Here is a 10,021-nt window from a genome sequence, read left to right on the forward strand (position 1 = left end):
GACCGGCTGGTGATCGGCATCATCCATCACCACACGCCGGAGCTGGCCAACGACGTCATCGCCGATGCGGTGCACGTGGCCAACATCGCGGCCAAGCAGGCCGGCACCGGGTACGCGCCGACCGACGCGGACCTGCAGGTGTCGTCCGCCTCGCTGGAGCGCATCGGGATGCCGGAGGCCAGGTTCGGCGACCTGGTCACCGACGTGCGCGCCAAGCTCGAGCGCGTGCTGGCCGCCTACGGCGCGTGAGGAGTGCGGCCGCGTGGGACACGCGGCCCTACCTCAGAGCTTCCGCGGAACGGGTAGGGCGCGGTGTCCCACCGCGCCGCCGCCCTGGGTCAGGGGACGATGACGCGATCGACGTCGCGGACGCCGTAGGTCGACGGCAGGCGCCGGTAGTCCGTGCCGGTGCGCGCGTTCCAGTCCCACGCGACGCGTCCCGCGCGCAGCGTGATCTCGCACAGCAACCGCCGGTCACCCGCCAGCGTGCCCTTCGCGCCGTCGGCGTATCCGAAACGCCCGTCCATCACGCGCAGCACCGCGACGTCGGCCTCGGCGCCCACCGACAGGTGCCCGAGTTCGGGCCGCTTGATGACCTTCGCCGGCTTGTCGGTCGACGCCGCGATCACGCGCGCGAGCGGCATCCCCGCCACCAGGAACTTCGACATCGTCGTCAGCATGTCCTGCATGCCCGCGTTCATGCTGCCGGTGTGGAGGTCCGTGGAGATGGTGTCGGGGAAGAAGCCCTGCGCCACCGCGGGCACCATCGTGCGGAACACGAAGCTGCCGCCGCCATGGCCGACGTCGAACACCACGCCGCGGGCGCGCGCGCGGTGCAGGTAGTCGAGCACCTTGCCATCGGCGCCGATGTAGGGCACCGGGCCGCGGAACATGTGCGTGGTGATGTCGCCCGGCCGCAGGCGTGTCGAGACCAGCTGGTGATACGGCCGTTCCTCGCGGAAGTAGCCGAAGTCCACCATCACCGGCACGTTGGCCGCGCTGCCGGCCTCGATGGCGCGGTCCACCGAGACCCACTCGGGCCCCTGGTAGTGCGCCGACTTGATGCCGACGACCACGTCCTTGTGGCGCGTGGCCATGTCGGCGGTGGCCTTCGCGTCCATGTCGTGCACGTTCTGCTCGGGCGCGTCGGTGAGCATGCCGAATCCGGCGATGTTCAGCAGGGCGAGCACGCGCGTGCTGGCGCGATCGATCACCGTCCGCCGGAAGTCCTCGAAGTTGTGCCACCCCGAGCTGCCCGCATCGACCATCGTCGTCACGCCGGTGCGGAAGCTGAAGCCGTCGGGCAGCACGCTGTTGTCGCCGGCCCAGGCGCCCTTCATGCCGGTGGTGGCGAACAGGTGCACGTGGATGTCGATGAGCCCGGGCGTCACGTAGAGGCCCGCCACGTCCACCACCTGCTTCGCGCTGGCAGGGTCGATCGCGGGGCGCACGGCCGCGATGCGTCCGCCGCTCACGGCGACGTCCATCGGCGCGTCGATGCCGTTGCGCGGGTCGATCACGTGACCGCCCTTGAGGAGCAGGTCGTAGGCGGGTTGCGCGTGCGCGGCCGCGGCGAGCAGCAGGACGAGCAGCGCGCCGAGGGCGCGGACTCCGGGAGTGGGCATGCGGGATTCTGGTGCAGGACGGCTCCCGCCTCAAGCGGCCACACGTGCGCCTCCGTATACTCAGCCATTCCTGTGCGGCATATCGTCGGACAGGTCATGTCTTTCGACGGCAAGGAGAGCATCGATGGCCAAGTACCTGGCGAAGGCGAAGTACAACGCGGAGGGCGTGAAGGGCCTGCTCAAGGACGGGGGCACGTCGCGCGTGGCGGCCGTGACCAAGGCCGTGAAGGGCGTGGGCGGCAAGGTGGAGTCGTTCTATTTCGCGCAAGGGGATGTGGACGCGTACGTGATCATCGATGTGCCCGACCCGTTGTCTGTCGTGGCGCTGACGCTCACCATCAACGCCACCGGCGTCGTGACCTGCGAGCTCGTCACGCTCATCACGCCCAAGGACGTGGACGAGGCCATCGCGAAGACCGTGAAGTACCGCGCGCCCGGCGCCTAGCCGCGGGGCGTGACCCACTGCATGTCGGGACCGTGGCGGAATGGCGTTGACTCCATCCGTCGCGGTCCCGACACTTCAGCCTTCATTTTCCGTCAGGATCGGAGGCGGCTGTGGTCAACGTGCGCGTAGGGTGTCTCGTCGTGTCGGCAATGCTCGTATCAGGAATGGCGGTTGCCCAGCCGGCCGACCAGGCTGCGGAGCAGGCGCGTGCCGCCGCGGCCGCCCGTGAAGCCTTCGAGTCGACCCTGCCCTGGACGTTCCGCGGTGTCACGTACGCGAGCCAGCGGGACTTCGTCGAGAACTACAAGTGCGGTGCCGAGAAGTACAAGCGGTCCAACAGGGAGGAAGAGGACTTCCTGATGTCCCTGCGGGCCCCGGGCGGTGATGGCGGCGCGCTCCTCAGGGGTGGCGCGATCAACGTGTACTGGCACGTGATCAACAACGGGACGTCGACGGCGGCCGGCAACATCCCCGATTCGCAGATCGCCTCGCAGATCAACGTCCTCAATGCGGCCTACGCGGCGTACGGGTGGAGCTTCACCCTCGTGTCGACCGACCGCACCACCAATGCGACGTGGTACACCGCCGGTCCGGGCACCGCGGCGGAGGACCAGATGAAGGCCGCCCTGCGTCGGGGCACTGCCGACGACCTCAACATCTACTCCAGCAATCCGGGCGGCGGCCTGCTCGGCTGGGCCACCTTCCCCTCGTCGTATGCCGGCAATCCGCTCGACGATGGCGTGGTGCTCCTGTTCTCGAGCGTCCCGGGCGGGACCGCGGCGCCGTACAACCTGGGCGACACGGGGACGCACGAGGTCGGGCACTGGATGGGCCTGTACCACACCTTCCAGGGCGGCTGCTCGAACACGAACGATGGCGTGTCGGACACCAACGCCGAGCGCAGCCCGGCCTATGGTTGCCCGGTGGGTCGCGACTCCTGCACGGGCCGGAAGTACCCTGGCCTCGACCCGATCACCAACTTCATGGACTACACGGACGATTCGTGCATGAACACGTTCTCGGCCGGGCAGGGCTCGCGCATGGAGCAGATGTTCACGACGTACCGCTTCGGCAAGTAGAAACCCTTCGATCGGCCCGGCTCTCGTGCGGCCCGCGACCAGCGTCGTGGACGCACGAGGCCGGTTCTGCAGACTCGGTGCCGTCCCCACCAGGGCCCGAGGCCACCCCGCAGGTCCCTCCCAGGCCCCCCGGCCTCTCGCGCGCCCCCGGCCCCTCGTGCTGAGGTCCTCGGGCGTGCCCTGACGCGCCTTCGTCCCTCCCCGCACTCGAGTCCCTCGGCGGAATTGCCAGCCCGCCGCCCGTCAACTAGACTAAGGTCTTCCCAGTCAGGAGACGTGGCGTGAGGCTTCAAATCAGTGCGTGTGTAGTGGCAATGGCGATGACGCTGGCTTCGGCGGCGTTGGCGCAGGCCCAGGGTCAGTCAGCCGAGCAGGCGCGGGCGGCCGCGGTACGCGAGGCCTTCGCCGCGACCCTGCCCTGGACGTTCCAGGGCACCACGTTCCGCAGCCAGCGCGACTTCGTCGAGAAGTTCAAGTGCGGCGCCGAGCGGAATGTGCGCCGCAGGGGCGTTGACCCGGTCCTCGACGTCCGGCCGCGCGGGGCCGCCGGGCCGGCGTGGCTCGCCGACGTTGCCGCCGGCGGCGTCATCGACGTGTACTTCCACGTCATCAACCGGGGCGAGGGCATCGAGAACGGCGACATTCCCGACGAACAGGTCGCCAGCCAGATCGACGTCCTCAATGCGGCATTCGCCGGGACCGGGTGGTCGTTCCGGTTGGTGGCGACGACGCGCACCACCAACGACGTCTGGTTCCGGGCCGGCATCGAGACGAACGAGGAATTCTTCATGAAGCTGGCCTTGCGGCAGGGCGGCGCCGAGGCCCTGAACATCTACAGCCTGAAGCCGGCGGACGGCACGTTGGGCTGGGCCTCGTTCCCGTCCATGTACAGCAGCAATCCTGTCGACGACGGCGTGGTGATCCTGTTTTCGTCGGTGCCCGGCGGGACTGCGGCGCCCTACAACCTCGGCGACACGGCCACGCACGAAGTGGGGCACTGGATGGGGCTCTACCACACGTTCCAGCTCGGGTGCGCGCTTCCAGGCGATCGCGTGGAGGACACGCCCGCCGAGAGGCGGCCGGCGTTCGGGTGCCCGGTCGGCCGCGATTCCTGCAGGGGCAGGGAAGGCCTCGACCCGATTACCAACTTCATGGACTACACCGACGACGCCTGCATGAGCGAGTTCACGCCGCTGCAGGCCGAGCGCATGTCTCAGTCGTTCTCGCTGCACCGGGCCGGCAAGTAGCCATGGGCCAGGCAATCCCTGCCCTGGTGCTGCTCGCGACGTCGATCGTGGGCGCGCAGGGCCGGATCGCGCCCCCGGCGTTCGTCACCTGCGACCGCAACGAGCTCACGAGCTACACGGGGCGGGTCACGGTGCTCGAGCGGGGGAAGGACTCGACTCGCCTGGTCATCGAGACCGACGAATCGACCACCGAGCGTGTCGTGATTCGCCACCCCGCCGACGACCTGCTCGCGACATTCCATCGACAGGGCAAGGACTTCACCGACGACGACCTGGCGCAGTTGCTGCCGTCGGGTCGCCTTCGCGCCGACGCCCGCGCCACCGTGTGGGTGTGCGCGACGGCCGCCGTGCGCCCACAGGTCGACTGGAAGTTCTAGGCCGCAGCGGTAGGGCGGGGTGTCCCCACCCCGCCGTCAACGACAGCGGCGCGGTCGCGCACCCTGAGCGAAGGCCGAGGGGAGACCGGGCACTACCTGGCGTCGATGACGCGGCCTCCCTGCATCACCATGCGCACGCGGCGCACGGCAGCACTGCCGCGTCGGCCAGCGCCGAGTCGCGTCCGTCGTTGTCGGCTACCATGCCGCCCATGTCGCCAGTCCTCCCCCGCACGTGGCGCGCGCCAGCGATGGCGGCGCTGCTCCTGCTGGTGAGCGTCGTCTCCGCCTCTGCCCATGCCGGCTCGGTGGCCTTCTGGCGCGTCGTCATCGACGCCGATGACGCACGCAGCGAGATCCTGCTGTCGCTCGACGACCTTGCTCGCATGGCGCCGTCGATCGGCTCCACGGTGGGCGACGTGCCCGTGGAGCGGTTGGACGCCGCACGCCAGGCCGTGATCGCGCACTTTGTCGTGACGGCCGACGGCATCGCCGTGCCCGCCGAGGTGGTGAGCGCGCGCGTCCTGGCGTCGGGACTGCTCGAGGTGCGACTGCAGCACCAGATCGCCGACGCGGCCGCATCGCTGGGCGTGCGGTCGACCTTTCACGCCATCACCGATGCCTCGCATCGCGTGGTGACACGCGTCGAGCGCCGGGGTGGCAGTGACGCATTCGTCCTGACGAGAGAGACCGAGGCGCACACCGTGCCGCCGGTGGAGCGCGCGCAGTCCGCGACGCCCGGTGTGCTCGCGATGGTGCGGCTCGGCATCGCGCACATCCTCACCGGCTACGACCACCTGGTGTTCCTGGCCTGCCTGCTGGTGCCCGGTGGCACGTGGCGATCACGCGTCGCGATCGTCTCGGCCTTCACCGTGGCGCACAGCCTGACCCTGATCCTGGGCGCCATGGGCCTCGTGGCTCTGCCGGCACGGTTCGTCGAGCCGGCGATTGCCGTGAGCCTGGCCTACGTTGCGATCGAGAACCTGCTCGCGCTCGGAACGGCCCGCTCGGAGAGCGGGCCCTACCAAACAGTTCGTAGCCGTCGGACTTGTCCGACGGTCAGTGATCGTCCCGGAGATCGACTCTCGCCCACACGCTGGCCGACGGCGTTCCTCTTCGGCCTCGTGCACGGCCTCGGGTTCGCCGGCATGCTCGACGTGCTCGACCTGCCGCTGCGCCAGTGGCTCGCGGCCGTGCTCGCGTTCAACGTCGGCGTCGAGGTCGGCCAGCTCGCCGTCGTGGGCGTCGCCCTTCCCCTCATCGTCTTCCTCGCCAGGTCGCGCTGGCACCGGCCGGTCGTGCAGTCGACGTCCGTCGTGGTGCTCGGCCTCGCCGTCGTGTGGTTCGTGGAGCGCCTGCAATGACCCCCATGCCTCGTCGTTCCTTCGCCGCGCGTGCGCGCGTGGCCACTCTTCCGATCGTCACGGGCCTGCTGCTCGTGGGGTTGTACCTCTACACGGCTGCCGCGGAGACGCAGGGCACGCTGCGCGTCACCGTCGTCGAGCAGGGCGCCACCGCGCCGACGCCGGTCCGCGTGCGCATCACCGATGCGGCCGGCAAGCCCATCAGCAAGGCGCCGCTCGGGGCGATTGCCATGCCCGGCGAGGCGCTGGGCGTGCCGCGCGAGGCGCTGTCCATCATGTGGGGGCGCGACGACCGGGCCGACGGCTACGCCACGCAGCCCGACGGCGCCTTCTACGTCGATGCGCCCTTCGAGGTGGCACTCCCGCCGGGGGAGTACACGGTCACGTTGACGAAGGGATACGAGTTCCTCCGTCAGCAGCATCGCGTCACCGTCGCCGCGGGACGGAGCCTTCGGCAGCGATACGAACTCCGCCGCTGGATCGACATGCCGGGCCGTGGCTGGTACTCGTCGGACGACCACATCCACCTGCGCCGATCGCCGCGCGAGAACCCGCTCGTCACGCGCTGGATGGCCGCCGAGGACATCCACGTCGGCAACCTGCTGCAGATGGGCGACTTCCACACCAGTTACTTCACGCAGTACGCGTTCGGCCCGGCGGGGCGCTACCAGGAAGGCGCACGGCTGATCTCGCCCGGCCAGGAGGATCCGCGCACGCCCGAGATCGGCCACACCATCTCGCTCGGCGCCTCGGACGTGGTCCGCGTGCGCCCGGTGGACGCCTACTACGGCTACGACCGCACGTTCGATCGCGTGCATGCGCTCGGCGGCGTCACCGGGTACGCCCACCAGGCGATGACCTTCCACGGCTATCGCGGCATGACCCTCGACGTCCTGCAGCGCAAGATCGACTTCCTCGAGCTGCTCCAGTTCTGCGCGCCGCAGGGGCCGCTCGTCACCACGCACTACTACCACTTCCTCGACCTCGGCTTCCCGCTGACGGCGCTGGCCGGATCCGACTTCCCCTGGTGCGGCCGCAACACGGCCTTCGGCGCCGCCGAAGACGAGGGCCCGCACATCGGCGACGCGCGCTTCTACACGCACGTGGGCGGCCCGCTCACGTTCGACGGCTGGATGGGCGGCGTGAAGGCCGGCCACACGTTCGTCACCACGGGCCCGATGCTCGATCTGCGCGTGGACGACGCGCTGCCGGGCTCGACGCTCGAGCGGCGCGACGGCGACACGCTGCGCATCGTCGTCGAGGCGCTGGGCCACGCGACGGACGTGCCGCTGCGCGACCTCGAGCTGGTCGTGCACGGCGAGGTGGTCAAGACCGTGGCGGTGGGCGAGGCGGGGCAGTCGTCGTCGCGTCTGCGCCTGACCCACGACCTCCGCGTGGGCGCGCACGGTGTGTGGATCGCGGCGCGGGCGCGTGGCGGCCCGACGCAGGTGGCACACACGACGCCGGTCTACGTGCGGGCCAACGGGCAGGGTTTCGCGAACCCCGCGACCCGGGACCGCTACCTGGAGCTGTCGGAGGCGTACCTGAAGGAGATCGAGGCCGACCTGGCGAAGCCCGGCACCGCCGTCAACGAGCAGCTCTCGCGGTACCGCGCCGGGATGGCGCAGCGGATCGCGGAGACGCGGGCCTTGATCGCGGCGCTGGGGGCGGGCCGCCCCTGAGCGCGATCCTCTCGAAGCCTCCCTGTCAGACTGCTGCCTTGATCACGGCTGCTCCGGGCGCCAGTGCATCAGCAGGGTGATCGGCGGCACCTCGCCCTTGACGACCGAGTTGACCAGGAAGCGGCCGTCAGGGGCGACGTCGTACTGCCGGCCCAGAGGGGACTCCTGCGTCCCGCCACCGTAGACGCGCGTGGGGAAGAGGCGCTCCGGTGCCCCCGGCGTCAGCGTCGATCCACTCACGCTGATCGGCACCGCGATCATCGCGCCCGTCGGGTCGATGTAGTACAGCTCCCTGCCGTCGGCGCGCCACGTGGGATGCACGCCACCCGCCGTCGACACCTGCCACTGCGCACCCACCGCCGCTCGCGGCGCACCGGCCGCAGGAGCCACGAACGGGCGCACGTACACCTCGTGGCGACCGGACTCACCGGACTGGAACGCCACCCATCGGCCATCGGGTGAGAACATCGGTTCGCGCTCGTTGGCAGACGACGTCGCGAAGGCCACCGGCATGCGATCCCCTTCCATCGGCATCACCCAGATGTCGCCGCCGCTGGTCTTCGGATCGAAGGTGTAGAAGAGCAGGAAGCGGCCATCGGCCGACCAACTGCTGGGTGTGCCGAACTCCCCCAGCGCGGCGATCCGGCCCGGAGGCGCCAACGCGAGTTCCTCGCCCGTGCCGCCGGTGTCCTTGACGTAGAGCGCGCTCGCGGGCTGGCGCGTCGAGTAGAACGCAATGCGAGTGCCGTCCGGCGACCAGACGCCGTAGCGATCGACGCCCGGGTCGAACGTGAACCGGTTGGCGCGCGTGCCGTCGAGGAGCCAGATGTCCGTGTTGCCCTGCACGGCGCGATTGACGAGCACCCGTCGCCCGTCGCGCGAGAGGCGCGGCGTGAAGGCCGACCAGTCCGCCCCTCCGACGATGGCCTGTGTCGCGCCCGAGCGGTCCATCCACGTCAGCCGCGTCTCGGTGTCTGCCGCGGACCGGTACGCCACCGTCCCATCGGCTGCCACCGACACCGCGCTCACCCCGTTGGCGACCGTGATCGGCTGCCCGTCGACCGCCGTGGCGGCCGAATCGAGGCGTTGCACGATCAACGCGCCCGCCTGGATCCACACCAGCCACCCGTGATCGGGCGAGGCGGGCTCTGGCACGTAGGCCACCTGCGTCACGCCGGCCTGCGAGAACAGCCGCGTCGAGGCCGACCCGTCGAGGCTCATGACGGTGATGCCGGTCTCGCTTGTGCCCAGCCTCCCGCCCACCAGGAGCCGCCCGTCGGGCATGAAGTGAGCGGAGACGAAGCGGCCGGGCACCGTGAGCGGCACCGGTGTGCCGCCGGTCGCCGGGATGCGCATCGGCTGGGTGGGGTTGCCCCACACCACGATCTCCCCACGCGTGCTCCAGGTGCCGCCGATGCCGAACGGCGCGGGCGCCAACGTGAGCGGCGCACTGCCGTCGAGCCCGACCCGCTTCAACTCGCCGCGCGCGAAGAACCCGACGGATCGACTGTCGGGTGACCAGAACGGGGCCCGCGCGCCTTCCGTGCCGGGGAGTGGCTGCGCCGCGCTGCTGCTGAGGGGCCGGTGCCACAAGCGGGACGCGCCGCCTGCCGAGGCCACGAACACGATGTGCCGGCCGTCGGGCGACAGCGCGAATGACGCGAGATTGTCGGTGGCGGCATCGGTGCCCGGCGTCACGATGTCGACGCGGGTCTCGGGCGGTGTCACCGCTGGCGCTTCGCGGAGGTGGCGCACGGCCGGCACCGCGAGCGTGGTGAGAGCGCCGAGCGCCAGCACCCCACCTGCGATGAGCGCTCCGCGACGACGAGGGCTCGGCGTTGGCGTCGGCACGATCGCCGCGGCAGTCGCCGTGGCAACGCCCTCCTCGGGCGCACCGCTTCGAATCTCGTCGATCAGGACGCGCGCCTCGCCGATGGCCTGCAGGCGGCTCTTCGGATCCTTGCGCAGGCAGCGCGACAGCAGCCGGCGAATGCCCGGCGGCGTGCCCGCAGGCAGGGCCGTCCAGTCGGGCTCGCGGCTCATCACGGCGACGATGGTGTCGGTGACGTCCTCACCCGGGAACGCGCGACGAGCCGTGAGCATCTCGTACAGCACCGCCCCGAACGACCACACGTCGCTGCGTCGATCCGCGGCGCGTCCCCGCGCCTGCTCCGGCGACATGTAGGCCGCCGTGCCGAGGATCAT

8 protein-coding genes and 1 pseudogene are annotated in these 10,021 nt (G+C 70.4%); 7 read left to right on the top strand and 2 right to left on the bottom strand.

Annotated features, from left to right (window positions below; translation table 11 throughout):
* Positions 1 to 249 (top strand): annotated as a pseudogene (locus ACIRDX_RS17405) (hypothetical protein); the annotation flags it as partial.
* Between the two features lie 89 nt (positions 250 to 338).
* Here the strand turns inward: ACIRDX_RS17405 and ACIRDX_RS17410 are convergent.
* A complete protein-coding gene (locus ACIRDX_RS17410) occupies positions 339 to 1,625 on the bottom strand; it encodes an amidohydrolase/deacetylase family metallohydrolase (RefSeq protein WP_396626710.1) in 1,287 nt (428 codons plus the stop codon).
* Between the two features lie 124 nt (positions 1,626 to 1,749).
* Between ACIRDX_RS17410 and ACIRDX_RS17415 the strand changes: the two genes are divergently transcribed.
* The 6 genes from ACIRDX_RS17415 (at position 1,750) to ACIRDX_RS17440 (ending at position 7,816) form a co-directional block, all read left to right on the top strand.
* A complete protein-coding gene (locus tag ACIRDX_RS17415) occupies positions 1,750 to 2,070 on the top strand; it encodes a GYD domain-containing protein (RefSeq protein WP_396626711.1) in 321 nt (106 codons plus the stop codon).
* A gap of 164 nt (positions 2,071 to 2,234) precedes the next feature.
* The gene (locus ACIRDX_RS17420; protein WP_396626712.1) at positions 2,235 to 3,149 is read left to right on the top strand and encodes a zinc metalloprotease; all 915 of its coding nucleotides are present in this window, start codon (positions 2,235 to 2,237) and stop codon (positions 3,147 to 3,149) included.
* A gap of 320 nt (positions 3,150 to 3,469) precedes the next feature.
* The gene (locus ACIRDX_RS17425) at positions 3,470 to 4,396 is read left to right on the top strand and encodes a zinc metalloprotease (protein ID WP_396626713.1); all 927 of its coding nucleotides are present in this window, start codon (positions 3,470 to 3,472) and stop codon (positions 4,394 to 4,396) included.
* 2 nt (positions 4,397 to 4,398) lie between these two features.
* Positions 4,399 to 4,773 carry a hypothetical protein gene (locus tag ACIRDX_RS17430; RefSeq protein ID WP_396626714.1) on the top strand — a complete coding sequence of 125 codons (375 nt, stop codon included), beginning with the start codon at positions 4,399 to 4,401 and terminating at the stop codon, positions 4,771 to 4,773.
* A 209-nt stretch (positions 4,774 to 4,982) separates the two neighbouring features.
* Positions 4,983 to 6,134 carry a HupE/UreJ family protein gene (locus ACIRDX_RS17435; protein ID WP_396626715.1) on the top strand — a complete coding sequence of 384 codons (1,152 nt, stop codon included), beginning with the start codon at positions 4,983 to 4,985 and terminating at the stop codon, positions 6,132 to 6,134.
* Between the two features lie 5 nt (positions 6,135 to 6,139).
* The gene (locus ACIRDX_RS17440; protein WP_396626716.1) at positions 6,140 to 7,816 is read left to right on the top strand and encodes a CehA/McbA family metallohydrolase; all 1,677 of its coding nucleotides are present in this window, start codon (positions 6,140 to 6,142) and stop codon (positions 7,814 to 7,816) included.
* 42 nt (positions 7,817 to 7,858) lie between these two features.
* On the opposite strand, the gene ACIRDX_RS17445 is transcribed toward ACIRDX_RS17440, so the two are convergent.
* Positions 7,859 to 10,021 (bottom strand): protein kinase (locus tag ACIRDX_RS17445; protein ID WP_396626717.1); only part of this gene is annotated, 2,163 nt, incomplete at its 5' end.

This window comes from Luteitalea sp., assembly GCF_044337415.1.
In the GTDB taxonomy this organism is placed as follows: Bacteria; Acidobacteriota; Vicinamibacteria; order Vicinamibacterales; family Vicinamibacteraceae; genus Luteitalea.